This is a genomic window from Amycolatopsis sp. H20-H5, from assembly GCF_035828755.1.
Taxonomy (GTDB): Bacteria; Actinomycetota; Actinomycetes; order Mycobacteriales; family Pseudonocardiaceae; genus Amycolatopsis.
The window spans coordinates 1-25,352 of sequence record NZ_JAYMZS010000012.1 but is presented as its reverse complement, the minus strand read 5'-3'; the positions used below and the strand labels follow the sequence as shown (position 1 = coordinate 25,352).

The 25,352-nt window shown below is 67.6% G+C and carries 20 protein-coding genes and 3 pseudogenes; 8 read left to right on the top strand and 15 right to left on the bottom strand.

Going from position 1 to position 25,352, the window contains the following annotated elements:
- Positions 1–12: 12 nt before the first annotated feature.
- The 9 genes from QMK34_RS09345 to QMK34_RS09305 all read right to left on the bottom strand — a co-directional run bounded on the left by QMK34_RS09345 (position 13) and on the right by QMK34_RS09305 (position 8,955).
- A complete protein-coding gene (locus tag QMK34_RS09345) occupies positions 13–627 on the bottom strand; it encodes a hypothetical protein (protein ID WP_326413304.1) in 615 nt (204 codons plus the stop codon).
- Positions 628–1,027: 400 nt separating this feature from the next.
- Positions 1,028–1,957, bottom strand: a complete 930-nt coding sequence (locus QMK34_RS09340) for a poly(ethylene terephthalate) hydrolase family protein (RefSeq protein WP_326413303.1) — start codon at positions 1,955–1,957, stop codon at positions 1,028–1,030.
- Positions 1,958–2,502: 545 nt separating this feature from the next.
- Entirely contained in the window at positions 2,503–3,474 is a 972-nt protein-coding gene (locus QMK34_RS09335) for a fumarylacetoacetate hydrolase family protein (RefSeq protein WP_326413302.1), read from the bottom strand.
- Positions 3,471–3,965 (bottom strand): nuclear transport factor 2 family protein, encoded by a 495-nt coding sequence (locus QMK34_RS09330; protein ID WP_326413301.1) that lies wholly within the window; start codon positions 3,963–3,965, stop codon positions 3,471–3,473. The genes QMK34_RS09335 and QMK34_RS09330 overlap by 4 nt, the downstream gene beginning before the upstream one ends.
- Entirely contained in the window at positions 3,962–4,897 is a 936-nt protein-coding gene (locus QMK34_RS09325; protein ID WP_326413300.1) for a VOC family protein, read from the bottom strand. Before QMK34_RS09325 ends, QMK34_RS09330 begins: the two co-directional genes overlap by 4 nt.
- Positions 4,885–5,907, bottom strand: coding sequence for an amidohydrolase family protein (locus QMK34_RS09320; RefSeq protein ID WP_326413299.1), 1,023 nt, complete (start codon positions 5,905–5,907; stop codon positions 4,885–4,887). The genes QMK34_RS09325 and QMK34_RS09320 overlap by 13 nt, the downstream gene beginning before the upstream one ends.
- Positions 5,904–7,028, bottom strand: coding sequence for an FAD-dependent monooxygenase (locus QMK34_RS09315; protein WP_326413298.1), 1,125 nt, complete (start codon positions 7,026–7,028; stop codon positions 5,904–5,906). Before QMK34_RS09315 ends, QMK34_RS09320 begins: the two co-directional genes overlap by 4 nt.
- Positions 7,029–7,051: 23 nt before the next feature.
- Positions 7,052–8,035, bottom strand: coding sequence for a cyclase family protein (locus tag QMK34_RS09310; RefSeq protein ID WP_326413297.1), 984 nt, complete (start codon positions 8,033–8,035; stop codon positions 7,052–7,054).
- On the bottom strand, positions 8,032–8,955 hold the full coding sequence (locus QMK34_RS09305) for a fumarylacetoacetate hydrolase family protein (RefSeq protein WP_326413296.1): 924 nt from the start codon (positions 8,953–8,955) through the stop codon (positions 8,032–8,034). Before QMK34_RS09305 ends, QMK34_RS09310 begins: the two co-directional genes overlap by 4 nt.
- A 93-nt stretch (positions 8,956–9,048) precedes the next feature.
- On the opposite strand from QMK34_RS09305, the gene QMK34_RS09300 reads away from it, so the two are divergent.
- The 4 genes and pseudogenes from QMK34_RS09300 to QMK34_RS09285 form a co-directional block, all read left to right on the top strand.
- Positions 9,049–9,975, top strand: coding sequence for a LysR family transcriptional regulator (locus QMK34_RS09300; RefSeq protein ID WP_326413295.1), 927 nt, complete (start codon positions 9,049–9,051; stop codon positions 9,973–9,975).
- 13 nt (positions 9,976–9,988) lie between these two features.
- Positions 9,989–10,648: a fumarylacetoacetate hydrolase family protein gene (locus tag QMK34_RS09295; protein ID WP_326413393.1), complete on the top strand. Its 660-nt coding sequence runs from the start codon at positions 9,989–9,991 to the stop codon at positions 10,646–10,648.
- Positions 10,648–11,088 (top strand): annotated as a pseudogene (locus QMK34_RS09290) (AMP-binding protein); the annotation flags it as partial. The gene QMK34_RS09295 and the pseudogene QMK34_RS09290, both read left to right, overlap by 1 nt.
- Before the next feature lie 278 nt (positions 11,089–11,366).
- Positions 11,367–11,414 (top strand): annotated as a pseudogene (locus QMK34_RS09285) (hypothetical protein); the annotation flags it as partial.
- 176 nt (positions 11,415–11,590) lie between these two features.
- Here the strand turns inward: QMK34_RS09285 and QMK34_RS09280 are convergent.
- Together QMK34_RS09280 and QMK34_RS09275 are read right to left on the bottom strand one after the other, a co-directional pair.
- Positions 11,591–13,108, bottom strand: a complete 1,518-nt coding sequence (locus QMK34_RS09280) for a M28 family peptidase (RefSeq protein WP_326413294.1) — start codon at positions 13,106–13,108, stop codon at positions 11,591–11,593.
- A gap of 1,314 nt (positions 13,109–14,422) precedes the next feature.
- Entirely contained in the window at positions 14,423–14,710 is a 288-nt protein-coding gene (locus QMK34_RS09275; protein WP_326413293.1) for a maleylpyruvate isomerase N-terminal domain-containing protein, read from the bottom strand.
- A 529-nt stretch (positions 14,711–15,239) separates the two neighbouring features.
- On the opposite strand from QMK34_RS09275, the gene QMK34_RS09270 reads away from it, so the two are divergent.
- The 3 genes from QMK34_RS09270 to QMK34_RS09260 are packed head-to-tail and all read left to right on the top strand — an operon-like array spanning position 15,240 to position 19,280.
- Entirely contained in the window at positions 15,240–16,256 is a 1,017-nt protein-coding gene (locus QMK34_RS09270; RefSeq protein WP_326413292.1) for a pentapeptide repeat-containing protein, read from the top strand.
- Positions 16,253–18,148 (top strand): glycosyltransferase family 4 protein, encoded by a 1,896-nt coding sequence (locus tag QMK34_RS09265; protein WP_326413291.1) that lies wholly within the window; start codon positions 16,253–16,255, stop codon positions 18,146–18,148. Before QMK34_RS09270 ends, QMK34_RS09265 begins: the two co-directional genes overlap by 4 nt.
- Positions 18,111–19,280, top strand: a complete 1,170-nt coding sequence (locus QMK34_RS09260) for a hypothetical protein (RefSeq protein WP_326413290.1) — start codon at positions 18,111–18,113, stop codon at positions 19,278–19,280. Before QMK34_RS09265 ends, QMK34_RS09260 begins: the two co-directional genes overlap by 38 nt.
- Here QMK34_RS09260 and QMK34_RS09255 read toward each other — a convergent pair.
- From QMK34_RS09255 to QMK34_RS09245, 3 genes are all read right to left on the bottom strand, one after another.
- Positions 19,251–21,284 carry an NB-ARC domain-containing protein gene (locus tag QMK34_RS09255; RefSeq protein WP_326413289.1) on the bottom strand — a complete coding sequence of 678 codons (2,034 nt, stop codon included), beginning with the start codon at positions 21,282–21,284 and terminating at the stop codon, positions 19,251–19,253. The two genes, QMK34_RS09260 and QMK34_RS09255, sit on opposite strands and share 30 nt — an antisense overlap.
- A gap of 139 nt (positions 21,285–21,423) precedes the next feature.
- Positions 21,424–21,903 (bottom strand): nitroreductase/quinone reductase family protein, encoded by a 480-nt coding sequence (locus tag QMK34_RS09250; RefSeq protein WP_326413288.1) that lies wholly within the window; start codon positions 21,901–21,903, stop codon positions 21,424–21,426.
- A gap of 219 nt (positions 21,904–22,122) precedes the next feature.
- Positions 22,123–23,367, bottom strand: coding sequence for an FAD-dependent oxidoreductase (locus QMK34_RS09245; RefSeq protein ID WP_326413287.1), 1,245 nt, complete (start codon positions 23,365–23,367; stop codon positions 22,123–22,125).
- Positions 23,368–23,464: 97 nt separating this feature from the next.
- On the opposite strand from QMK34_RS09245, the gene QMK34_RS09240 reads away from it, so the two are divergent.
- Positions 23,465–24,457 (top strand): helix-turn-helix transcriptional regulator, encoded by a 993-nt coding sequence (locus tag QMK34_RS09240; RefSeq protein ID WP_326413286.1) that lies wholly within the window; start codon positions 23,465–23,467, stop codon positions 24,455–24,457.
- 70 nt (positions 24,458–24,527) lie between these two features.
- Here the strand turns inward: QMK34_RS09240 and QMK34_RS09235 are convergent.
- A pseudogene (locus tag QMK34_RS09235) lies at positions 24,528–25,352 on the bottom strand (cytochrome b); the annotation flags it as partial.

The following is a 25,352-nucleotide window of genomic DNA, read 5'->3' as shown; positions in this document are numbered from 1 at the left end:
CTTTTCTCTTTGTCAGAATTTTCCGCAGTTCGATCTGGGCGTTTGCCCAGCAAACTGGGCGGCGAACCAGTTGGCACCGTCGGTCGCGGCGGCGGAGGCGGACAACGCGTGAGCGAAGAGCAGGAAGACACCGTGTGCCGCGATCACCGAGGCGCAGGGCTCCTGCGGAAGGTGAGCAGACACCGGCCTGCCGTCTAAGGTCAGCGTCACACTGTTCTTGAACGCTAAACCGAGTACCGCGACCAGAGTACAATAGCCACGGAATCGCTGGAGTGCCTGTTTGCTCTGCTCGTAGGTCATGTCAGCGAGATTCAACTCGGAATAGGCGGCGTTGACCCCGGCAATCGTGAACCCCTCGAAACCGGCGTGCCTACCGACGACGGTGAGCTCCGGTGCGTACCTCGATGCGAGTTCGGCCGCAGTGCCACCTCCCTGCGAAGAGCCGGCGATTCCCTCAGGCGCACTCGGCGACACACCTCCCGCAGCGCCGCCGCGACTGGTGTACGTCGAGGGCAAGGTCTTGACGACGTCACAGTTCTGCCCGGCCGGGAGCGAAGGCGCTGGAGCGTAAAAATCGTCGGCGGCGGCCTGGGCCGTCGGCTCGACGACCGACAGCGCGGTGATCACCGCGGCGACGGCGAGAGCTGCACTGAGCATGCAGGGGGAATGTGAGCCATCCAGCGCTCCAGGGGTGTTGTTCAGTTCTATCGAAGTCCATCATCAGCCTTCGATACGGAACAAGGTTTGGCACTCGGTGACGAATAACATCGTCAGGATCGCCGAAAATCCGGCTCGGGCCCCGAGCCCGCGAACAACACCTACGACACCACTTCGCGGGCTTCGCCGACGCGTCCAGCCAGATCGGCTCGACGACCCGTCGGAGCGCCTGGACATGCACCTCGTCCTGCACGTCCATCGGCTGCGCCGAACCCGGCCGGTGGCCGCAAGCGAGTCCATCCCCACTGAGCTTCCCGGCGCGCCGGGAAGCCGGGCCCCCGCGGCGCGACGGGGACCCGGCAAGCAAGCCTCAGGACGAAGTGTGGGGGCAGTTGCCGCGATAGTCGGAGATCGCCGTGTTCGCGGTCGGCAACGGGCATAGGAACTGCTCGTACCGGGTGTCGTTGTCAATGAACCGCTTGAACCAGGACAGCACGTACTTGCCGACGGTCGTGCTCGACCTGGTGGGAGCGGAGTGACTGGCGCCCCTCAGTTCCAGATACGCCTTGTCCAAAGTAGACGGAAGGCTGGTGTAGAACGGGATCGAGTGCGAGGACACCGGGGCGGTCGTGTCGGACTGGGCGCCGACGAGCAAGGTCGGGACCGACACGCTCGACCAGTTCTTCGTGGTGTCGTAGCCTGCCAGCGGCACAGCCGCCTGCAATGACGGCCGCGAGCGGGCCGCCTCCAGCGTTCCGCCCCCGCCCATGGAATGGCCACCCACACCGAGCCTCGTGCTGTCGATCCGAGACCGCACCGCGCTCTGCCCGGTCAGGTAGTCCAGTGCGGCGAGCAGTTGCTTGCCACGGCTGGCCGGCTGATCGAAGGGACTCGTCGTGTCGATGGTGAACACGACGAAACCCTGGGACGCCAGCCGCGGACCGAACCACGCGACGCTGGATTGTGAGGCGGTGAACCCCGGCGAAAGCGCCACCGCGCCGAAGGTGCCCTCGCTGGTGCTCGTGGGGTAATAGATCGTGCCGCCGCCGAAGCCCGACACACTCGAGCGCGAGACAGTGGCCGTCGCGATGGCGAACGTCCCCGTCGAGGCCTCGACGCTGGCGACGGTCGGCGCCGGTCCGCGTTCATACGGGTTGGCGGCGGCCTCCGCCGTCACCGTGCCCGTGCTCAGCGCCAGCGCCGCCGCGAAAAAGACGGTGAGGGTGGCGCGCCACCCCCTGGACAAGGAGTGCTGGTGGGGTTTCCTGGCTGGACCAGGCGGGTTGAGAAGTACGGTCATGGCTGACATTCGCCTTCCTCCAGGCTGGACGGACAGTGGCCGTGCGGGCAAAAAGAGAGGGCGCGGTCGTCACCGCTCCGCCGAGTTACGCCGACTCAGGGTTTTCCTCCCTGCTACCCGGACGACGTAACAAAGCCCTGGCGTGCGCCAGGCGAAAAGTCCGGCAGTGGGCGTCGTGCCCGAGACGGCCACGACCGACCTTTCCACCGAACGGGCTAACGGAGATAGAGAGCGCGTCGTACAAGAAAGGCGGCAATACTGTATCGGCGTGACAAAATTTCGACTTCGCCGAACCGAGGCTCACCACGGTGACAAAAGCCTCGCGGACCGGCCGTCGTGAGGTGACAAGAAGCCCGCGTCGAGCAGCTCCAACGCGCCGTACTGGGCGCCGCGCAGCAAGCCGGGCGCCTTCGGAAGGTGCGTGTCAGCCGGCACTGCGAACGCTCGACCGCCTCCACGAGTGGGCGTGGGACGTAACCTTTACGGCCCGTTTTCGAAGTCTCTGAAGGCCACCATGACGGCGTTAGACGCCGTCATGGTGGCCTTCAGGGACTTCCCGGAACCCGAGAGCGGGGGCGGCTTCGGGCGGGGGTGACCGGTGGGGCCGCGGAGCCGGTGACGACGGTGTTGGCGATGGTGCCGATGCCCTCGACCGTCATGGTCACGACGTCTCCCGGGCGCAGTGCCGGCGGCACCTGTGTCCCGCTCCGGCCCCAGAGCTCGGCGAGGCAGCCGCCGTTGCCGCAGGTGCCAGAGCCGAGCACATCGCCGGGACGCACCTCGGTGCCCCGGCTGGCGTAGGCGACCAGGTCTTCGAACGGCCAAGCCATGTTCGAAAGCAGGTCGCGGCCGATCTCGGTGCCGTTGACCCGCACGGTCATCCCCAGTTCCAGAAAGCCCTCAGCGGTAAGGAAAGGAGCCAGCTCGTCTGCGGTGACCAGCACCGGGCCGAGGGTGCTGGCGAAGTCTTTCCCCTTGCACGGGCCCAGGTTCACCTGCATCTCGCGGCGCTGGAGGTCGCGGGCGGACCAGTCGTTGAGGATCGTGTACCCCGCGATGTGCTCGCGGGCCGCTTCCGGTGTCAAGTCGGCTCCAGAGCGGCCGATCACCGCCGCGACCTCCAGTTCGAAGTCCAGCAGCGAGCACCCGGGCGGCACCGGGACGTCGTCGTGCGCGCCGATGAGCGCGTACGGGTTGGCGAAGTAGAACGTCGGCGCCTCGTACCAGGCCGGGGTGACCCCGGCGGCTCCGGACACAGACCGCACGACACCCTCGACGTGCTCTTCGAAGGCGACGAAGTCGCGCACGGTCGGGGCGGCCACCGGCGGCAACAGCCGGCGCGTGGCCAGCGCGACGGTGTCGCCCGAAACGAGCGCGGCCGCACCGGCGTCGGCCAGCCCGTCGCCACGCAGCAGGTCGAGCACCGTGACGCCGTGCGGACAGCGGTGGAGCACGCCGTCCATCACGACACCGCAGCGGAGAGAACCATCGGGCTCCTCGACGGTCGCGAACCTCACTTCGGCGCGTCCGGCTGTGCGGGGTCGAGAGACGTCACGTGCCTGAGCGGTTCGCCCGCGTGCCAGACCTCAGTGATCCGCACGTCGGTGAAGCGCCAGCCCCCAGCGGTCCGCCGCACCGCGCAGTCGTACCAGCCGGCACCGTCGGCGTGGTCGGCCGAACCGCCGCCGAGCAGGTGGAGGCCGTGCAGGTACGAACGGGTGGTGGCGGTGTCGCCGGTGATCGTGATCGCATGGTTCGACGAGCCTTGCCAGGTGCCCGCGTAGGCGCCGCAGCCCCGTTCGCTCACCGTCGCGGCCCGGATGGCCGAGCGCCCTTCAAGCCAGGCGGCGTCCCCGATCCGGAACACCCCGTCCTCGGCGTAGGTCGCCGCGTACGCGTCCCAGTCACGCTCGTCCAGCGCCCGCGCGAACTCGACGAGCAGGTCGGCGATCAGTGCCCGGTCGACAAGCCACACGACCTGGGCGGCGAGGTCGCCTGCGCCGCTCATACCGGCGGCGCCACGAACAGGCCCCGGTCGAGGTCGTTGAACGACTTGGCCGCCACGAACTCGTCCATCGCGTTGGCGGTGCCCCACTGGTCGGAGACCGCGGGATCGGAGAAGTCGTGCAGCCCCGGGTGCCAGCTGTCCTCGTCGAGCCGGTCCAGTTCTGTCGTGTACTCCACGGTGTTCCCGGTCGGGTCGAGGAAGTAGGTGAAGGTGTTGTTGCCCGCCTTGTGCCTGCCAGGGCCCCAGATCTTCGCCACTCCCGCGCGGAGCAGCCGTCCGGTCCCGCGCAGGTACTCGTCGATGCCCCGCAGTTCGAAACTGGCGTGGTGCAGCGACGGGTGCGGGCCCCTGGCGACGGCGAAGCTGTGATGCCAGTCGTTGCAGCGCAGGAACCACATCATGTTTCCCATTCTCGGGTGCATCAGCACGTCCGAGGTGACGAACGCCAGGTGCCGCTCGTAGAAGGCCACCGTGCCCTCCGGGTCGGCGGAGTTGACCACGACGTGCGACAACCGCACCGGGATCGACTCGGCCTCCTCGATCCGGCGATGGACGCGCAGCCCGACCTCGGCGGAAACCTCGACGGTCCGGCCCTCGTTGTCGAAGAACCGGAACCCGTATCCGCCGCCCGGGGTCTTCACCGCGCCGGGCTCGGACACCAGCGTGACGCCGTCGGCCGTGAGCCGGGCAGCCAACGTGTCGACGTCGGCACGGGTCGCGGCGCCGAAGGCGATGAGGTCGATCCGCTTGTCGGCGGTTTCGCGCAGCCGGACGACGTACTGCTCGGGCGAACCCTCCGCGGCGAGGAACGACAGGCCGCTGTCGGTCTCGACCTCGGTCAGCCCCCAGTTCCCGGTGTAGAACTCGCGCTGGCGGGCGAGATCGGGCACACCAAGGTCCACGTGGCGCAGATGGGTGATCAGGCGGTCCATCGGTTCACCTCTCCGGGCCGGAGCCCCAGTTTCACGGCGTTCCCGCCGGCGATCGCGCCGTACACCTCGGGACCGAGGTCCGCCGCGCCGAGCGCGGCCAGCGGGTCGGCCGCCCCCATGTCGAACGGATAGTCGGAGCCGAGCAGGACACGGTCGGGCCCGGCGGCTTCCACGAGCCCGCGCAACACCGACCGGGAGTGCACGAGCGAGTCGAACCACAGCCGCCGCAGGTAGTGCGACGGCGGCTCGGCACAGCGCCGGGCCTCCGGCCGGACCCGCCAGGCGTGGTCGGACCGGCCGAGGTGCCCTGGCAGGTAACCGCCGCCGTGCGCGGCCAGGATCTTCAACTCCGGGTGACGGTCCAGGACACCGGCGAAGATCACCTGGGACAGCGCCACGGCGTTTTCCACCGGCTGCCCGACCGTGTTGGACAGGTAGAACCGATCGAGGCGCTCGTCGAGGGAACAACCGAAGGGGTGCAGGAAAACCACGGCCCCGGTTTCGGCGGCGCGCGCCCAGAACGGCTCGAGCCGCTCGTCGGACAGCTCGACGCCGGGCGCGTACGACCCGATCTCGACCCCGGCCAGGCCCAGCCCCAGCGCGTCATCCAAGTTCTTCACGAGCAGATCCGGATGTTGCAGGGGTACCAGGCCGAACCCGCCGAGGCGCTGCGGCTCGGCGGCGGCCATCGCGGCCACCGCCCGGTTCGCCGCGTACGAGATCGCCCCGGCGAGTTCGGGGTCCGCCCAGTAGTGGTAGTGAGAGGGCGAAGGCGAGACCATCTGCACGTCGACGGCACAACCGTCCATATCGGACAGACGCCGCTCCGGTGACGTGAGCTTCGGGATCCGCTCGCGGATCATCTCCCCTGACACCGCAAGCGATTCGGGCCCGTTGCGCCGCGCCTCCAGCTCCTGCTGGTGCGCGAGCCCGGGAGCTCCCGCGACCAGGGCGTCGATCTCCCCGACGAAACAGTGGGCGTGCACGTCGACGGTCACCAGCCCGTTCACGCGGGCACCGCCACACGCTCGGAGATCCCGGCCATCAGCCCCGGCACGTCGCCCCGCTCGCCCGCGAGCAGCCACCGGCACAGCTGCACGGACGCGTCCACCACCGAACGGGCCCGGTCGAGGCGCCGGGCGGTGAACTCGGCCCACAACCCGTCGCCGACCTCGTCCGCGGCCAGCAGCAGTTCGGCGAGCACGGCTGCGTCTTCGAGCGCCTGCGCGGCGCCTTGGGCCAGCGTCGGCGGGCAGCAATGCACGGCGTCGCCGATCAGCACGACGCGGCCGCGGTGCCACGGCCCGTCGAGCAGGTGGAACTCGAACCAGGTGTAGTTGACCCTGGCGGGATCGGTGAGCGCGGCGCGGATCTCGTCCCAGGGGCCGTGGTAGTGCGAGGCGAGGTCCCGCAGGGTGGCGAGCCGCTCTCCGGCGTCAAGGCCGCTACGGTCCTGCGCGTCCTCGACGATGTAGGCGTAGAGCGAATCGGCGCCGGTCGGGCAGTAGCCCGCGATATGGCTCGCGCCGCCGTAGTACAGGTCGGTGCGGGTGACCGATTCCGGGCGCCGGGTGAACGCCCGCCAGATCCCCATGCCGACCGGCTCGGTACGCAGCCGCACGCCCACCGCCTCCCGCGTCCACGACCGCACCCCGTCCGCGCCGACCACGAGGTCGAAGCGGCCCCGCACACCGTCGGAGAAGATGACGTCGACCCCGGTGGTGTCCTGGGCCAGCGCCGTGGGCCGGGTTCCGGTCCGGATCCGCACCCCCACCGCCGCGGCCCGCTTCGTGAGCAGGGCGGCGAGGTCCGGCCGGTACATCCCGACGGTGGCGGGCAGCTCCGTGCCTCCGGTGCGCGCGTCGGGCAACTCGGCCAGCAGCGTCCCGTCCGGCGCACGCAGCCCGAGGGTGTCGAAGGCGTACCCGGCGCGTTGCACCCCGTCCCAGATCCCCAGCCGCCGGAGCACGCGCAAGGCGTTGCCCTGCAAGGTGATCCCCGAGCCGAGCGCGAGCACGTCCGGCTGGGCCTCGACCAGGTCGACGGCGACCCCGGCCTCGGCGAGCAGGATCGCGGTGGCGAATCCCGCGATCCCCCCGCCGATCACCGCGACGGAACCGGCTGCGGGCATCGTCGCCCTCCTGTCCTGCGGCCTCATTTGACCGCGAGCGGGTTGACCGGCGACCCGACGGCGCCGGTGAACGGAATGGGCGCGGCGGTGAGCCAGAACGCGTGGACGCCGTCGGCCGCGCAGTCCGCGGCGAGCGCGTCGAGGTCCCACATCTCGCCCACGTACAGCCCCAGATGCGGGATCACGACCTGGTGCAGTGGCTGGAAAGCGCCGTCGAACTCGTTGGGCCGCACCTCGAAACCCCAGGTGTCGGTGGCGATCGCGGCGAGCTCGGCCTGGTGTAGCCAGTCGGCGCAGGCGAACGACAGTCCCGGCGAGTCACCGCCCGCGTAGTCGCCCCAGCCTTCGCGCCGGGCACGGGCGAGACGGCCGGTGCGGACGCAGACGAGGTCTCCGCGCCGGACGGTGATCCCGTGGGCCTCGGCCGTGGCGTCGAGGTGTTCGGGCGTGATGGCGAACCCGTCCGGCAGCTCGGCGTTCCCGTCCGTGCCGAAGACCCGGCCGACGTCGAGCAGGACACCGCGGCCCGCGATCAGGGCGGCGGCCGTCTCGATCCCGGTGACGGCGTCACCGGCGCTGGTGACGACCTCGCTCGCGCGGCGTCCGTTGTAGGCGCGGCCGTGATCGAAGATGTGGCCGAGCCCGTCCCACTGCGTCGAGCACTGCAACGGCATCGACACCAGGTCGTCGGCTCCGCCGAAGCCGTGTGGGAAGCCCTGGTCGCCGTATTCGGCGTCGGTGCCGGTGTCGGTCATCGAGTGCACCGGGTTGGTCCGGCGCCGCCAGCCCTTCTGGGGCCCGTGTTCGTCGAAGGCCTGCGCCAGGGAGAACGACACACCGCGGCGGACCAGCGTGGCCGCGGCCACGCGCACTTCGGGCGTGAGGAAGTTCAGCGTGCCGTGCACGTCGTCCGCGCCCCACCTGCCCGCGTTCGAGCACCGGGCCGCCGCCTCGGCGATGGCGCCTTCCGGGTCCGTGCGGTCGAAGACGAGCGGTGGCGCGTTCACGGGGCCACGCAGCGGGTGGTCTGGGTGCCCAGGCCGGTGATGCTGCCGGTCATGACGTCGCCTGCGCGCAGCAGCCTGCCGTGGTGCAGGCCATTGCCCGCGGGGCTGCCGGTGAGCACGACATCGCCGGGCCGCAACGGCGTGGTCTGCGAGGCGGCCGAAACGAGCGCGGCGACGTCGAAGAGCATGTCCTTGGTGGACTCGTCCTGCATCAGCTCGCCGTTGAGCCGCAACGTGATCCGCGGGTGCTCCTCGACGAACTCCGCGGGCACCAGCCAGGGGCCCAGCGGGGTGAAGCCCGGTGCGTTCTTCGCGCGGAACCAGTCGCTGCCGATCTCCGGCATGTCCTTGCGGAACACCAGGTCGCGGGTCGTCAGGTCGTTGGCAATGGTGTAACCGGCGACGTGGGACAGGGCGTCGGCCCGGTCAACGCGGAACGCCTCGCGGCCGATCACCGCGGCCAGTTCCAGCTCCCAGTCGTGCTTCTCTGAGTAGGCGGGGAGCACGACGTCGTCGTACGGACCGGTGACGGCGGAGGTCAGGCCGATGAAGAAGTAGGGCTCGCCCCCGGCGACCCGGCGGTCCATCATCTCGGCGGTCTCCGCGCGCACGGCCGCCTCGTCGCGGTCCGGGTTGTGCTTGACGGCAAGGTCGATCACATGGGTGCGGTAGTTGGCGCCAGCCTGCAGAATCTGCCCAGGAATCAGCGGAGGCAGCACTCGCAGCCCCTCGAGCGGCCGCCAGGACCCCCCAGCCCTGAGCTCGCGCAACCGGGGCGACAACTCGTCCCAGCGCTGAAGCAGTTCGTGCACGGAGCCGGCGAACTCGGACAGGTCGCGGACCTGCTCGTCGGCGAGGAGTACCGGGAACGGGTCCCCCTGTGCGGCGGCCACGGTTCCGAGGGCGAGTGCGGGATTCACAGCCTGTCCTTTCGTCAACGTCGACGAGGACTACTCTCGACGCCGTCAGCGGTATCAGGGAAGCCGAAGATCCTGATACCTATCATCAGCTTCATGGATGGGCACCGGGTGAACCTCGCGAACCTCGACCTGAACCTGCTCGTGCCGCTCGACGTTCTGCTCGAAGAGCGGTCGGTGACACGGGCTGCCGCCCGGCTGGGGCTCTCGCAGCCCGCGCTGTCCGCCGCGCTCGCACGGCTGCGGCGCCACTTCGACGACGCTCTGCTCGCCCGCGTGGGCAACAGCTACGAACTGACTCCGCTCGCGGTACAGCTGCGTAGGCGCACTTCAGTGGCGCTCAACGGGGTGGAGCGGGTGTTCGCCAGCGAAGCGGCGTTCGACCCGTCGAGTTCGGAGCGGACGTTCACCGTCCTGACGTCGGACTATCCAATGGCCGTGGTCGGCCCGCCTGTCCTTGACCTCCTGCAGCGGCGATCGCCTGGCATCACGTTGCGCCTGGAGCAACATACGACCGCGCACATCGAGGCCGGCGCCGACGGCTTGCGAGGAGTGGACGCGATGGTTCTCCCGCACGGGTTCCTCTTCGAGCTGCCCTCGGCCGACCTGTTCACCGACTCATGGGTATGCCTGGCCGATCGGGCCAATCCGGTGGCCGGGCGCGGGCTGACGATGGCCGACCTGGCCGAGCTGCCCTGGGTCTTCACCTACCACGGGCCGTCGGCGTTCACGGCCGCCGGGCGGCAGTTGCAGCTGCTCGGACTCGCACCACAGGTGCAGGTGGTGGTGGAGAGCTTCCTGACGCTGCCTTTCTTCCTGGCCGGAACCGAACGCCTCGCCCTGGTGCAGGGTCTGCTCGCCGAACCTCTCACCCGCGACGGGCGGCTGGTCGCACTGCCCTGCCCGTTCGACGCGGTCCCCGTGGTGGAAGCCCTGTGGTGGCATCCCCTGCACACCCACGACCCCGAGCACGTGTGGCTGCGATCAGTCTTTGCCGAGGTGTGCGGGAATCTGAGTCGCTGATACGCCGTATCCGCTGGCGGGAAGTCGCGGGCCGGGGCGGAGGTACCCGGCGGTTCCGGACGAGGTCGGCCTGCTCATCGGCACGGAGATCCCGGTCGGCACGGCGATCGGTGACGACGTCGCCGGGTACGTCGCGGGCCTGGTGGTGACCAACGACATCTCCGCGCGCGACATCCAGCTGCCCAAGACCGAGTTCTACGAGGCCAAGTCCTACCCGGCGTTCACCCCCACCGGGCCAGCGCTGGTCCTGCTCGACGCCGACGAGCTCAGGCGGTTCACCGACCTGCGGCTGAAACTGAGCGTCAACGGCGAAACCCGTCAGGACCGGACGGTCGCCGACACGATCTACCGGCCCGCCGAGACCCTCCGGGCCCTTGCCCGCTTCCAGCGGCTCGACCCGGGCGACCTCGTCCTGACCGGCACCCCGGTCGGCACGGCGTCGCCCGCCCCGCCGAAACCCCTGGAAATCATCGGTTCCCTCCTGCCGCCGACGCTCAACTGGTCCGCGCCGCCGCCACCTGGCCGGACCGCACCACGATCACCGTGCTGCCGGAAGCCTCGCGCTGGCGCGAATCCGTGCGGCACACCTTCGCCGAACTGCTCGGCGACGTCCACCGATACGCGAACCTGCTGCATGAGATCGGCGTCCGCAGACAGAACGCGGTCGCGCTGATGTCGCCCAGAACGGGCACGTCGACTCCCCCCTGGTCCTGCGGCCCACCGGCACCGCCGGACCGGCCCCGGACCGGACCGCTGGGCTATCGCGACGTCCCGCTCTACGGCGAGTTCTGGAAGATCGTCGAGCACCACCGGATGGCCACGATGAGCGCGGTCCCCACCCGTTTTCGCGGTGCTCGCGCAGTGCCCGGTCAACACGGACAGCAGCAGCTTGCGCTTCGCCATGGTCGGGGCCTCTCCGCTGCTGGCCGCCGTCCGCGAAAGCTTCCAGGCCCGCCCGGCATCACGCTCGTCGAAGGCTACGGCCTGACCGAAGCGACCTGTGCCAGCGCGCGCAGCTTCCCCGACGCACCCCGGCCCGGCTCGGTCGGTCAGCGGTTGCCCTACCAGCGGATGAAGACCGTGCGCGTGCGCGAGGACGGCACCTGGGAAGACCTCCCACCCGGCCACACCGACGTTCTCGCGATCAGCGGCCCTGCGGTGTTCTCCGGCTACGTCACCGGCCAGGACGAGCACGGCCACGTCCTCGACGGCCTCGGCAAGCTCGTCGACGGCTGGCTGGACACCGGCGACCTCGCCCGCCTAGATGCCGACGGGTTCGCGTACCTCGCCGGCCGCGCCAAGGACTCATCATCCGCGGTGGCCACAACATCGACCCCGCACTCATCGAGGACGCCCTGCTCGCCCACCCCGCGGTCACCGCCGCGGGCGCGGTGGGCCGCCCTGACGCCAACTCCGGCGAGGTCCCCGTCGCCTACGTGACCATCGCTCCCGGCTCCGCCGTCATCGAGCAGGAACTGGGCGACTGGGCACGCGCCAAGCCCCCGAGTCCGCGGCCGCGCCGAAGACCGTCACGGTGCTCGACGCCCTGCCGCTCACTTCGGAACCCGCCAGCCGACACGACAGTCGGCCCACAACCCCTCCCACACAACAAGTTTCAAGCAAAGTCGTTACACGCAAGATCGAGGCTAGCGCCAACGGGTTCGGTCAGGTTCCGTTCGCTGCTGCGCTCGACGGCTTTTTGTGTGGTCTCCTTCGCCTCGCCACGCTTGATGCCGTTTATACTTTCGGTACTGGTCGCGTAGATACCGACAGCCCAAGCCACAGCGTCGGCATTGCGATCGAGAGCTTCGCGATTGATGTTGCCGAGGTTGTCACAAGCTTGGTGGAAACAGGAGTCGAACGGCGCACCGGCGATCCCACTCCACTTCGCGGCCTGCGCGGAGGTCTCGATCTCGTTCGCGCCGGTGAACAAACCTCCAACCGGAATCCCCACGGTACTGAACGGGAAGTAGTCCGAATCTCCTGACAGGTCCGTACCCTCAACGGAAACACCATGAGCGTTCTTCAGGAAATCGGTTAAGGTCCTCTCGATCTGAGCCGAGCCGTATGGACCGGGCCCTGCGCCAACTAGATCGGAGTTATCACCGTCATAGGTGAAGTAGCCGACGTTCGGCGAGCCGAGCATATCGAAGTTGAGGTACGCCGCGATGTCGAGCTGCTGCCCGAACGTCAGGGAACGAACGTAGTGAATTGAACCCTCTAAACCTATCGAGCCCGGGGGAGGCATCGCTCCGGATTCCTCTGCGCTCCAAAAGCCGAATCGGACGGCATTTTCGACCTTCGCGTTGCCGCCCAGTTGCAGAGCGGTCTCGAGGAGTGCCGCTGATCCTGTACCGTTATCGTTGAGTCCCGGTCCTCGCCAGCGGCTGTCGAGGTGCGAGCCGAGCATCACGATGTTGTCTTTCCGTCCGCCCTTGGTCTCGGCGATGACATTAAAGGTGGTCCTCTCTTCTACGACGACACGAAGCTCGAGTGTGACAGGCTGTCCCGCGAGCGCGGCCAGTCGCGCACCTGCTGCTGCGGTCACACCACCGGCGGGAATCATCCCGCCGGCCGGTTCTCCGAGTGAGGCGTCGAGATCGCCAACAGTGTTGTTGTAAATGACCACACCGACCGCACCCGATGCCTCTGCAGACACCTGCTTTTGCGCGAACGAGCAGCCGCCACGCTTGATCAGGGCGATCTTGCCGACGACGTCAGGCGTGTAGTCTGAAGTCCCGCAACCGCTGGTGTCATCTACGGCGACCACGTCGAGCGGCGCCGTGACGCCACCCGCCGATGTCGAAGGGGTGCCGTACATCCGGATGATCGGGATCTGGGTGCCGTCCACGCTCAGTCTGTCGACACGGGTGGAGTAGCTGAACGGAAACTCCTGTTTGCTTACCGCGAATCCAGCCGTGGTGAGTACGCTCGCGACGTAATCGGCAGACTTGGCGTGGCCCCCGCTTCCCGCCATCCGGGTTCCTTCATTTGCGTCAGCGAAACGCTGAAAAGCGACCAGATGTCGGTTAATTCCGTCAATACTGACTTTATTAGTCAAGTTTTCGGCTAGCGCAGGGCCGTCGACGTATTCAGTAGCGACTGCGGGAGACATGGAGAGAAAAAGTGACATGCACGCAGTAAATACCATCGATAGAGTCAACTTTTTCCTGAAGGAAATCATGTTAATGGAATCACTCCCAGCAAAGAGTTTAATCGGTTAAAATTCGCCATGCTCCACTTTCGCTATATTATTATTCCATACAATTTCGAGTGTACCGACACCAATAACCCTCCCCCGAATACGTGCTCGAGGTCAGCCGAGAGGCTATCGTTCTTGTCGGAGGAGCGATCCACCCTTCCCGGCTGTAGTCACTCCTAGTCAGACGGTCGAGTCTTTCTATTTGCCCGGAGTACCATTAATTTTATCCAAACGCAGCGAAAGACCCGACCGTCAAATTTGCCCAAATGCCTGAAAAAATTGAAACCAGCAGTAGCTAGTTTTGAGATAATCAGGTTTGATCAGGCTGGATAGAAATGCAACCTAAGGAGAATTCGAGAACCACTTACAGCACACTCGAATTCGCGCACGATGTAATACGACGCATTTGCGTCTCCATTGATGCCTGTACCGATGCTAGCTCGCCCACCCCCGAGACACTGGTCAATGTTTGCGTAATACGCCCAATTAATCCACTTGTCACCGCCAGCCGCATTTGCCAACGAAGAGGAAACGCCCAGCATCGAAAGAGCAGCCGAAAAAGTGAAGATCAGTTTGACGAAAAATCGCCGCATCAATTTTGGACATCCAATCTAATTATTTTGAATACATAAGCGAATCAATCAGAGCAACTAACATTGCTCGACTAGTCTTACCTTCCCTCAGCGTTGCCCGGACTCAGCCCCTAACCGATAGAAGCAGCGCCATCGCAATAGGAGCGGTGGATTGAACAATTTCAAGTGGGCAGAGCAAATTTTCGACAGCCGCTGATTCAACTCGGTTCATGATGACTCTCCGTCATGTCTACGCAGGGGTGCGACCCTGCGTCGGCGATTTTCAAACTGCACTGTACCCAGTGTGGCGAAGGTCTACCTCCACCAAAAAGCTGAGCTTCCTGCTCGCCAACGGCGGGCCACATTGATCCGAATCGCCCGCGACTTACGGCCACTGTCGGCCCAGCCACTCTCGCGTGGAACATAAGTTTCGGAGCAACTGAGGCAACTGGAGGTCGTCGCGGCGATAACGAAGGTCAGGTAGGCCCAGGGAGGCCGGGGGCGTCCAACCAGTCAACGGGTGGCTGCCTGGACGGCTTCGCTGGTCTGACCATTCATCTGACGTCCGCTACCGTCGGAACTTCGCCGAAGCGGCGATATCGACGTGAAAAACAGATCCGGGACACGTGCGTCTCGTCTGCGCAGTGGTTCGCGCGAGACGTGGTAAATGTGATCAAATCGCGGTCCGGCTACACAGTGGGATCACTTGCTTCACCGAGACGGCAAGCTCTACCGACAAGCACCTCGAGCTAGGCAGCTGCGTGGGATCGGTGACGCGCCGCTCGATGATCTCCGCGACCCAGTTCTGGGTCTGGCCCATGTGCGCGACCAGGTCAGCGGTGGTCCACTTCGGGGCAGTCGGCACGGCGGCGTCGGGTCCGGCCACAGCGGCCGACTCCGCCAGACGTCGAATGTGTTCGACCATCGCCCGCCGGGTGCGTTCCGCGTTCAGTTCGATCATGGGGTTGTCCTTGGTGTCTCGCTAGCCGGTGATAGTTCGCTGAGCCCCGCCCCTGCGGTGCCGTCGACTACGCGCCGAACGACGGTATCGGGGATCGACAAACCTCAAGCACAATCTTTCCTCTTTCAGGCTGACCGTGCCTGAGAGCCGTCGGTGCCTGTGCACCGCGCGTCCGTCGGCGGGCGCTCGTCGCGCGGGCCGTGACGGTGCCACGCGAGCACTGACCGACCCGATCCCATCCCACGGTCGGCGCAAGCGGCAGCGTCCCACCGTCGCTCGCCGCCAGCGCCGGGCTCAGCCACGAGGCTGCCGCACTGTCACGCCTGTCCGGGAGCCACCTGCCACGCAGCCGCGCTACCCGCGGCTGTCGGCCACGTCGGCGGCCGCCTGGACCTCAGCGTCACCGCTCGGCTGGCGCGTCGTGTCGCCGGGTATCTGTGCGCCCTGTAAGTCGGCGATGAGGGTAGGTCATCGGCCTCTTGATGGCGTCGGAAAACCGCGCGGCGACCGGATGTAGTCAAATGGGCACATGACGTTTCAGAAGTGGCGCGGCGCGGCGGCGGGTGCCGCGACCCTTGTGGTGCTGGGCGCGGTCGTGTGGTTCGTGGGCGTGCCGGTCTCCGAGTGGGCGGTGGGGCCGCAGGGGCCCGACCTTTCCCGCGTGGACCGGCTGGCCGCGGTCAACAATGTGCGGTCCGGGTTGTTGACCGGATTGAGCACGGTGGTCGGCCTCGTGGTCGCTGGGTTCGGTGTCCGTCGCTACTTCCTCGACCGCGACAAGCAGCGTCTGGAGGAGGACAAGCACCTGGTCGGCCAGTTCGACGCGGCTTGGGGGCGGCTGGCGTCGGAGGACCCTGTCATCAGGGCGAACGCGCTGCGGACGTTGTTCCGGTTGATGACCGATTCTGAACGCGATCGACCCCTGGTACTGCGCTCGGTGTGCGATCTGCTCAGGCAGCGATCCACGAACCAGGACGGCGCGGTGCAGCAGGGGCCGGACATCACGGCCGCGCTCGACGCCCTGCGTGAACGACGACGACGGGACGAACCGGATCCGCTGAACCTGGCCGACATCCACCTTCCGGCCGCGGACCTCGAGGGCGCCGGGCTGCGAGGTGCCCGGTTCGGTTCGAAATCAGTGTTGATCTCGGCGAAACTGTCCGGCTCGGATCTGCGCGACGCCGTCCTCACCAACGCCAACCTCACCGGCGCGGATCTGCGGAAAGCGGCGTTGGGCGGAGCCACACTCGACGGTGCCACCCTCACCTCAGCCGTGCTGATCGGCGCGGACGCGGCGGGGACACTCCTTGCTGGCGCGTCCCTGCGCGGTGCGGATCTCTCCGGCGCCGATCTGCGTGGTGCGGATCTCCGGCGAGCGGTTTTGCGCGAGGCGAAACTCGACCAGACCACGTTGACGGGCGCCGACCTCACCGACGCCGACCTGATCGGCACCGACCTGAGCACGACGATCGGTCTGACCCGCGAAGCCGTGACGGCGGCGGTGACCGACAAGGCCACGGCCCTCCCGCCTGCGCTGCGGGGATGAACCGACGGCCGACCGTCGCGGTCGCCGTCCACGACGGGTTCTACGGCTGTGGCACCGGAGCCGGCTACGCGAACCACGGCTACCTCGAAACAGTGGTCCCGTTACTGCCGCCGGAGGTCCGGCTCGTGGTACTCCCGCTGCGGCTTCGTCCCGGGAGTCACGAACATCACCCGGGCTGGCACCGCCGCTCGCGTGACCTGTTTCGCGGTGCCGAAATCATCCCGGTCGACAACGGTACCGGCGGCCTCGACCGGTGGGGTGGTCTCGACCGGTTCGAACGCCTGGTGGCCGCCACGGCGGTCCATCTCCGGGCTCTGCGCGAGTCGTCCAGTGACCTGCTGATCTTGGCCTTCGACGCGCCGTTCCTAGGTCTCGGAACCGCGCTCCCGGCGTCGGTACTGCGCCACCTCGTGCTCGTTCCCCGCTCCAGCGCGGTGATCCACGCACCGGACGAGCACGCCCGCATCTCCTGGGAGCGCGCCGGCCTGCTGGCCGGAGCCGGCGGCGGGGCGCGGATCGCCACCATCTCGCCGTTCATGGCCGAGCACCTGCACGATGCCTACGCCGTCCCGCGAGAAGCGATGATCCCGCTGCGCGACGGTCTCACCCACGGCGACTGGACGCGCTTCGACGCGCCTTTCGCCGGTGTGGCGGAGCGGGAGTTCGTCTTCGCCATGGGGCGCGCCGAGCCGTATAAAGGGTTCGACGATCTTCTCGATGCCTGGCGGCTGCTCCAGGCCAGTGACCGCCCACTGCCGAATCTGGTGGTCGCGGCGACCAGCGAAAGTCGTGAGCCGACGCCGTATCAGCGGACACTGCTGCGCAAGGCGCATCACCTCGGCCCGGCAGTTCGCCTGCTCACCCGGTTCACCCCGGCGGTCGCCGATCTACTCCGGCGGCCGGGTCTGCTCGCGACCGTGGTTCCCTCACACGCCGAGCCGTTCGGCCGGATCCCCATGGAGGCCTTCGCCGCCGGTGCCGGACCCGTGATCACGACCACAAGTCAGGGACTCGGCGGACAGGTGCTCGACGGACAGACGGGGTTCCTCAGCTGTGCCGGTTCGCCGCGGTCCTTGGCCGTCGCGCTCCAGCGCGCCCTTGATCTGTCCCCTGACCAGCGGTTTGTCATGCGGCATCGCGCGCGTCAAGTCGCGTTGCGGGACTACGACCACGCGGCCGCGGTGCGCACCTTCCTGACCGTCGCCGCGCCCTGGCTGCGACTTCCGCCCACCGATGATCGGTTACGGTGGCTGAACGCCTCCGCACCCCTCACCAGCCCAGGGAGCTTCGTGTCCACCGTGCCTCCGGTCAAGGTCCCGATCGGCCTCCAGGCACCCCACTGGACGACCATCCGTCCCGAACGCCAGGTGCTCGTAGTCGCCCACCACGTCACCTCCCTGCTGCGGCTGCTCGACGTACTTCCGGTGTTCGACTCCGACACCCGGATCCAGGTCGTGTTCAGCTGGAACGGATCGGACCCGTTCTCCCACGGCCTGCAGCAGTACCTCAACCACCTGGGAACCATCGTCATTCCATGGTCGCAGGCAATCAACACCGAATTCGACCTGGTAATCGCCGCCAATCACGGCGGACTCACCGAAATAACATCACCCCTCGTCATTCTCCCCCACGGCGTGGGCTATACTAAACAATCTCCCGGAAACCGGAAACCGGAAACCGGAAACCGGAAACCGGAAACCGGAAACCGGAAACCGGAAACCGGAAACCGGAAACCGGACGGTTTTCGGTTTATCGCCGGAATGGCTGCTTTACGACGGCCTGCCCATCGCGTCCTCGCTGGTATTGGCGCACGACGCGGAGCTCGAGCGACTGTCCGCACTCACCCCCGCGGTCGTGGAGACCGCGGTGGTCGCCGGGGACCCCGCGTATGACCGGATGGTGCGCAGCAAGCACCTTCGCCATCGATACCGTGAAGCACTGGGAATCGCGCCGCACCAGAGGCTGGTGACCATCTCCACGACCTGGTGGCAACGTTCGCTCATGGGGAGTTGGCCGTCGCTGTTCCGGGAGATCGTCGGCTGCCTCGACCGTGACCTCTACCGGGTCGCCGCGCTCGTCCACCCCAACATCTGGCATGGGCACGGCCCCTGGCAAGTGCACACCTGGCTCGCCGACTGCCTACGCGCGGGCATGCTCCTCCCCAGTCCGGTCGAGGGCTGGCAGGCGACGCTGCTGGCCTCCGACCTCGTAGTGGGCGATCACGGCGCCACGACCGCCTACGGGGCGTGTCTGGACGTACCGGTACTCCTGGCGGCCTTCCCGGAGACCGACGTAGCGCCCGGCTCGGTCGGCGAGGTACTCGGCTCCACAGCACCTCGTCTCAACCGGCACGAACCGCTCCGAGTCCAGCTGGAGCGAGCACTAGGTTCGTACCAGTCAGGCAGCCTCGACGCGATCGCCGCACTGGTCACTTCGTGCCCCGGCGAAGCGATGGCTCGGCTACGCCGCTTGTTCTACGAGCATCTGCGGCTGACCGAACCCACGACCGGCCCCATCGTGCCGGTGGTGCCCGCGGACGCCGTCGCCGGGCTCGAACCACCACCTGTCCGGGCGGACCTCATCGCGTGCCGACAGCGAGAACAGCCCGATCGCTACGAGCTCAGCCGATACCCAGCCGACGTGCACATAGATCGAACCGGTTCCGCGGAGTTCGACGACACGGTCCTGGTCGTCCATGAAGACCATCCCGACGAAAACCTGCGCCGGAGCGCGGCCGGGGTCCTCGGCGGGTCGAGCGCCGAACTCGCCGACGTGCTACGCCGCCACCCTCAGGCCAAGGTGGCGGCGAGGACACAGGGAGCGGGGAGTCTCGTCGCCACTCGATCCGGTCAACTCGTCGAACTGTCGCTCGCCGATCCAGGGATCGCCGCGGCCGTGGTGTTCGAACAACTGCTACAGCACCGCGACGCCAGCGCCCTGCCAGGCGAGGTCACCGTCGCCTTCGGCGGCGAGGTCACCCTGGTCCGCCTCCGGTCAGCCGGATTCGTCCAGCCGAGCACGTAACGCCTCGCCACGCCGATCGGCGAGCAGCTCGTACAGCTTCGCCGCCCGCACGAGCAACAGTTGCCCCTCCTCGGTGTCACCTTCGCGGTTGAGCAGGGTGCCGAGCAGCTCGCAGGTGCAGGCCTCGAAGTCAGGAATGCCGATCTCCTCCTCAAGGAGGAGGGCCGCGCGCAGGAGCGACTCGGCTCGCGGGCGATGCTCCCCGCCCGCGCCGGCGAGCACTTCGCCCAGGTTCGCCACCGATTTCGCGTGGTTGGCCCGGTCCGCGTCCCGTTCGAAGTGGGCCACCGCCCGTTCCCCGGCGTCGATCGCCTCCGCGATACGTCCGACCGCGGCGAGGATCGGGGCGCCGTTCATGTCGAGGAGCCGTTCCTCCCGCACCCGCAGCCGCTCGGGGAACCGTGGGTCAGACACCAGCGCGGCCGAGCGTTCCATCGCCGCGATGGCCGCGTCCTGCTCGTCGAGCCGACGGTGGACCAGGCCTTTCCACACGAACATTTTCGCCAGCGTGGCCAGCACAGCGGGATCGGCACCGAGCTGGGAGGCCAGCTCCGCCGCCTGGTCGAAATGCTCAGCGGCCTCCGCGTGCCGGTGCACGGCGAAGTACGCGGTGCCGAGCTCAGCGTGCATCTTCAGCAGCGGCCGCGCGTCACCGGACTTGTGGACTTCGGTCGCCGCGGCCAAGCCGTAGCTGTGGACCGCGATGGCGTCGGCGTAATGCCCGCGGTGGAACAGAAAGGTCACCAGCGCCTCCGCCAGCTGCCAGACCAGCTCGACGAAGCCCGCTTCCGACGCCATCGCGACGATCCGGTGCAGGTTCGCCCGTTCGGCCCCAAGATCGGCCATCGCCTTCGAGTACGCGTCCACACCCGCGTAAGCGGGACGGACGACACCGTCAAACAGCGGCCCGAACCGCAAGCGGCTCGACAGCACCAGCTCACGACCCACCACGAACTCGAGATATGCCTCGGCCAGGCTCCGCTGCGCCCGCCGGACATCCGCGGCGTGCTCGTGCTCGGGCTGGCACACCAGCCCCCGGGCGTGCCGCTGGATGAGGGAATGCATCTCGTAACGACGAGAGGCAACCCCAGGAGCCGTGATCTCGCTGATCAGCGTTTCCCGCACCAGCGACCACAGCGTGCCCGGGGCATCACCGCGCTCGTCCTCGTCGAGCAGCGCCGCGGCAGCCCATTCCGGGAACCGGCTGCCCGGGTGCAATCCCAGCCGCCGATACAGTTTTCGTTCGCGCTCCCCCAGCTTCGTGTACGACGTCTCGTACACGAACTGCAGCTCCAACTTCTCGTCCACCACGAACTCGGCCAGCAAGCTCTTCGCAGACCTCAACCTGCCCAGCAGCTCGGCAGGCCCGCCATGACGGCGGGACCGCAACTGCGCACGCACGATGGCCAGCGCCAACGGCAGGTTCCCGCACAACTCGGCAATGGCCTCAAGATCGTCGGACGCCTCCGCGACCACCGCCGAGTCCAGTTTGTGGGTCAGCAGCTCGACGCCGAAACCCTTCCCGAGAACGTCAACCGTGATCCCCGTGAAGCCCGCCAGCTCGAACGCCTCGAGCCGCTGCCGGCTTGTCGCCAGCACAACACTGCCAGTCGACGCCGGCAACAACTCCTCCAGCGACTCCGCCGTGTCCACATCGTCGATCACGACCAGCACATTCCGGCGTGCCGTCTCAGCCCGGTACACCACCTGCTTGCCATCACGCGTCGGCGGAACCATCGGCGCACCAAGCTTCAGCAGGAACAGGTCCAGAATCTCCTCGACCGTCTTCGCCTCCGCCGACGCGCCCATCGAAACATCCAGCACGACGTCAAACGAGGACACGAGCTGCTGCACACACCACAACATCAAGGCGGTCTTACCCACCCCGCCAATGCCCTGGAAAACAAAAACACCCTGCTCACCGGCCGCCCGAGCAGTCTCGACCTCGCCTAGGACCTGGTCACGCTCGTCTTGACGGTCGATGAACGGCCGCGGCACGGACATCACCACGCCGACCTCCGGTCCTGTCGCACAGCTTCACCCCTCGGTCCCAAGCCAGTACCCCGCCACCCTACCCACGAACGCTCTCGCCGCCACCGCTCGTCACCGGCCGATCACCAGCTGCACGCCGAACGGCCGGACGTCAGAGACGCTCCAGCTCGACGACCGGGATGAGCCGGGTAACGTTGGCCTGGTACTCGGCAAACTGCGGGCGTTGTTCGGCGTTCTTGGCATAGATCTCGTCCCGCTCGGGTCCCTTGACCTCCGTCGCCCGCACGGAGAACCTCTCCTCGCCGAGCTCGGCGGTGACCTCGGGTCGAGCCATCAAATTGTGGTACCACCCCGGATTCTCTGGCAGACCGGCTTTGCTTGCGAAGACGAACAAGCGCTCACCTTCGACATAACAGGCCAGTGGCGCGACGCGTTCGATTCCCGACCGGGCACCGAAGTGGTGCACCAGGATGAGGATCTCACCGGCGAACCCGCCACCGACCTCGCCGCCGTTCGCGCGGAACTCGTCGATGACTTTGGCGTTCATCTCGTCGAAATCAGGCATGACTCCCTTTCCTTGATACGCACATTCTGCCGCCAAAGTGAACAGTGCTGCAATGTGCGCGAACATGTTATCCCCTGACGGAGGTGCGTTCGAGACGGACCTTGATCCCGGTGGTGGCTGATCGTTAGTCGTGGCGGTTGTCGACGCTTCGGGAACCTGGGACTGCCGGAGCCGACCAGCTATGAGTGCCTGCTGTGCGCCTTGAAGAAACCCGAGAATTCCCGTCGAACCCGGGACTGTTCCTACCAAGGCCAGGTGGAGGTTAGGACAAGCCCGCCGCAGGCGTCAGCCGTGGCGGCGCAGCCGGTTGGCAGCGGCCAGGACGGGGGTGGCCGCTGCTGTGGCGGCCGCACCGAAGGTGGTGTCGGTGGCGAGGATCCAGCGGACGGTTTTCATGGCCAGCGTGAGAACCTCGCCGCCGCGTTCGCGCATACCTGCCTCGAACCGGCTCACAGCCGCGGTGAGCGCGGTGGTTCCGTCGCCGACTTCACGGAGGTGTTCAACCAGGCTCGCGGCGTCGCGGATGGCAGCGCCCGCGCCCATCCCGGCCGTCGGTGGCGTCGCATGGACCGCGTCGCCGAGTGCCGTGATCCGGCCCGCGGGCCATGGCGCGAGATCCTGGGCCCGCGTGGACGCGGCGTTGAAGCGGAACGCGGCCACGCTGCGCGGATCGGCGCGGTCGATCACCTCGAGCATGTGCTCGGCCCAGCCTCGCTCGCGGAATCCGGTCTGAAGCGCCGTCTGGAGCTCGCCGCCGCGCAGTTCGCGGATCGCGTCGGTGGCGGCGGACTCGGGGAACATGGCACCCCAGATGTAGGTGGGACCGGTCGTGACCGCCGCCCGCAGAGCGGGCGCGTCGAGCGCGGCATTGCCTACCGGGTCCAGAAAGCCGACGTAGAGCGCGGCGCCCCGCGGTCCGATCGCCAGCCCGGATCGCGGTCCGAGCCGCTGTTGCTCGTCTCGGCTCAGGTCCTCGAGGGAGGTCCTCCCGGAGAAGCCGATGATGCCTGCCGGTGCATTGGTCGGACCGCCCGCCAGCTGCCGGGCGACCAGGGAGTGGGTACCGTCCGCGCCCACCAGCAGATCACCCGTGACCGGCGCGGCGTCGGCGAACAGCACCCGGGGCGTGCCGTCCTCATCGTGGTCGATCCCGGTGACCGCGCGGCCCAGGCGCAGATCGTCGCCGACCGCCGCTGCCAGCACCGTCCGCAAGGTGATGCGGTCGATGTCCACACTGGGATCCTCACGCAGGTCCGGGCCGCGCCCCAGTAACCGGCCGCGCCGGTCCCAGAACGCGTCACGGTCCCGTAGCCGCAGCGCCGACGCGGACGCCAGCAGCCGCTCGACGACCTCGGGGGCGACCAGCTCTCGCAGCGCCGACTGCGCGCGCCCGTCCAAGGTGATGTGGTAACCACCGGTCGCCGCCACCTCGGTGTCGCGATCGAACACCACTACCTCGAACCCCGCTCGACGCAGCCCGGCACCCACAGCGAGACCGCCGATACCACCGCCGACAACGACAACCCGCATCCTGTTCCAGCTCCTCACCAACCGTTGGTCATCTCTCACCGACGACACTGGCAGCAGTGGTGGACACCGAATGGCCACTATCGGTCATGATGGACGAGTGGCACATACCTCACGACGGGCTCTGCGGTTGCTCTCGCTGCTCGCGGCGCGGCGGCAGTGGTCCCTCCACGAGCTCGCCGAACGACTCGGCGTCAGCGAACGCACGGTCCGCCGCGACGTGGAAACCCTGCGCCAGCTCGACTACCCGGTCACCACCGTGCACGGCCCGGACGGCGGATACCGGCTCGGCGCCGACCACACCCTGCCGCCTCTGCAGTTCGACGACGAGCAGGCACTCGCGGTCGCCGTGGCCCTGCAGACCGCCCCCAGCACCGTGTTCGGCCTGCAAGACGACGCCGCCCGAGCGCTGGAAACCCTCAAGCAGGTCATGCCGGCGAAGTTGCAGGTGGCCATGGAATCCCTGCGCCTGACCCGGTTGCAGAACTACTGGGAATTCCCGGCACCACCCATCGACTCGACCGCGCTCAGCACCGTGGGTGGCGCGGTACGGCACCGGCACGTCCTCATCGTCGACACCCTCCGCGCGGACAGCTCGCGCCGCGAGCCCGGAGATGCCGATTTCTCCCCTGCCCGCCGGATCGAACCCCACCACCTGGTCGTCTGGGCCGGACGGTGGTACCTGGTCGCCTACGACCTCGCCGACGACACCTGGCAGGTTCACCGCGTCGACCGGCTCCACCCCCGCACGACGACACTCCCGTTCGCGGCCCGCGAGCTACCCGGAGATGACGTCGCCCAGTTCGTCATGACCAGCCACGACCGAGGCGACACCCCAGCCACCTGGCAATGCACCGGAACCGCGCGCCTGAACCTGCCCGCCCACACCGTCGCCCGCTGGGCCCCCGGCGGCTCCGTCGTCGAACACCTCGACCCTGACCACTGCCTGCTCACCCTCGGAGCGTGGTCCTGGGCCGGTATCGCGGGAATCCTCGCCACCTTCGACACCGACCTCACAGACCTGCAACCACCAGAACTCATCCAAGCCTGCCGTCGCCTCGCGCACCGCTGGAACACCATCGAGCACACCTGAAGAAAACGACCCTGGCACCGTCATCGAGAAGACCGAAAGGGGGAGACCGAGCAGGTGCCTGGTCGCGCGATCACCGGCCATCGGTGACACGCTTCGGGCCGGACTCGTGGCTACCGTTCCCGTTGGCGCGGGCACGCGCCAACGCGGCGGTCTCCTCGACGGGGTCGGCCACCCACACCGAGCCGGGCAAGGGATGCCCGGCGGAGCCCAGCTTGTTCATCTTCTTGGGTACCGGCGCGCCCTGGTACGCCAGCGGGATCGCGTGACCGTGGTCGTCGACCGGGCCCAGCGGCTGGTGGAGTTCGATGAACTCGCCGCTCGGCAGGCGTTTGATGATGCCCGTCTCGACGCCGTGTTCCAGCACCTCGCGGTCGCCCCGCTGCAGGCCGAGGCAAAGCCGGTAGGTGATCAGGTAGGCCAGCGGCGGCACGATCAACACACCGATGCGGCCCGCCCAGGTCGTCGCGTTGAGGGACAGGTCGAACTTCAGCGCGATGATGTCGTTGAAACTCGACAGCGTCAGCACGGTGAAGAACCCGAGCGCCATCGCGCCGATCGACGTGCGAACCGGCACGTCGCGCGGGCGCTGCAACAGGTTGTGGTGCGCGGTGTCCTTCGACAGTTTCCGCTCCAACCAGGGATAGGAGATCAGCGCGCCGATCAGGATCGCGATCCCCATGGCCCCGGCGAAGAACACCGGCGGAACGGTGTAGTCGCCCAAATAGAGCTCCCACGCGGGCCAGATCCGCAGCAGCCCGTCCGCCCAGCCCATGTAGAAGTCGGGCTGGGACCCGGCGGACACCTGCGACGGGTTGTACGGGCCGATGTTCCAGATCGGGTTGATCTGGAACAACCCCGACATCAGTGCGATGACACCCATCGTCAGCGCGAAGAA